This window comes from Archangium sp., from assembly GCF_036388035.1.
GTDB lineage: Bacteria > Myxococcota > Myxococcia > Myxococcales > Myxococcaceae > Archangium.
Genome location: NZ_DASVSO010000108.1, coordinates 1 through 1583, shown reverse-complemented (window position 1 = coordinate 1583; position 1583 = coordinate 1). Strand labels below are relative to the sequence as shown.

Here is a 1583-nt window from a genome sequence, read left to right as displayed (position 1 = left end):
GCCCCGGCTGGCCCTGCACCCGCAGCAGGGCGTAGTCCAGCTCCCCCGTCGTCGCCTCGTACGGCTTGGGGTTCATCAAGTCGACCGCGCTATGCGGGCTGGAGGCGAGCAACCAGTCCGGGGCCAGCACATACACCTTGCCCTCCAGCTCGGAGCCGTCTTCCAGGCGCTTGTAGTCGAAGCGCAGCCCCACGAGCTCCGGAGACACCGTGCCCTTGAGCACCTGGTGCACCACATGGTGGTTGGTGAGCACGACATCCGGAGCCACCAGGAAGCCCGTCCCCGCCGCCCTGCCCGCGAGCTCCACCCGGCAGACCTGTCGCTCGATGGCCTCGAGCCGCTCGCGCCAGCGGACGGGGTCGAGGAAGGTCTGGGTGTCGATGACGATCTTCTCGAGCTTCGCACCCGGGGCCTCGCGCTGGATGGAGGCCGCGTACTCCTGCACGAAGGCCTTGAGCCGGAAGTTGCCAGGAGTGTCCTGAAAGGCGCCCTGGATGAGCGCGTGGGACCACCCCTCGCGCTCGGCCTCCTGAATGAGCTGGAACACCCGGTCCCGCAGGGGCCCGTCGGAGAAGTCGTCCAGGTTCCGGTTGAGCTTGAACCGGACCATGCGCCGCAACACCTCCACCTGGGGAAAGGCGCTGAGCAGCGCCTCGGACAGCCGGGCCTGCTGGGTCCCCGTCAGCTCCATGCGCGGAACCGGCGACGCCGCGCCATCCACGGAGCGAACAGGCCCAGCAGCAGCCAGGGCGCCTCCGCCGTGAAGCCCGCGGTGCAGCCACAGCCGGAGTCCTTCGAGTCCCCACCCGAGGCGGCGTTCACCTTCACGTTGAAGGTGCAGCTCGCCGTGTTGCCCGAGGCGTCACTCGCGGTGACCTGCACCTGGTTGTCGCCCACGGGGAACTTGCTGCCCGACGGGGCGCTGTAGCTGAGGGTGACGGACGAGATGGTGTCCGTCGCCTGCGCCGCCGGGTAGTCGACCACCGCCCCATCCGCGCCCGTGGCGGAGAGCACCACGTCCGCCGGGCAGGTGATGATGGGGGCCCGGCTGTCCTTCACCGCCACGGTGAAGGAGCAGGTGTCGGAGTTGCCCGCGGCGTCGGTGGCCGTGACGCTCACCGGGTTGTCCCCCACGGGGAAGGTGCTCCCCGTCGCGGGGCTGTAGCTCACGGTGGGAGCGGCTCCCGAGTCGTCGGTGGCCCCCGCGGAGTAGCTCACATCCGCGCCCGCGGGCTTCGTGGCCTCCACCGTCACACCCGCCGGGCAGGTGACGTGCGGCGGCGTGCAGTCGCCGAAGAAGGCCGGGTACACCGCGTACGGCTCGCGCCCCGAGCCCTCCTCGTCGGCGGAGTAGTAGAGCGCGCCTCCCGTGAACGTCAGCTCCTCCGGGTTGAGCGCCGCGCTGCTGGGGTCCACCCGCCGGGTGCCCGCCTCCGTCCCGTTGCTCATCCACAGCTTGAGCCCGTCGCCGTCGTTCGCCACGAAGAAGAGCACCGAGCCTCCGGCCGTCAGCCGCTGGGGCGACGAGCCCGCGCTCCCCACGACGATGTCCTTGACGCGCACCGTGCCCGCCGGCGTGCCGT

At 70.9% G+C, this 1583-nt stretch carries 2 protein-coding genes; both read right to left on the bottom strand.

Annotated features, from left to right (window positions below; all coding sequences use genetic code 11):
• A partial coding sequence (locus VF697_RS04725) for an effector-associated domain EAD1-containing protein (protein ID WP_331092277.1) occupies positions 1 to 691 on the bottom strand: 691 nt, incomplete at its 3' end.
• A partial coding sequence (locus VF697_RS04720) for an HYR domain-containing protein (RefSeq protein WP_331092276.1) occupies positions 682 to 1583 on the bottom strand: 902 nt, incomplete at its 5' end. The genes VF697_RS04725 and VF697_RS04720, both read right to left, overlap by 10 nt.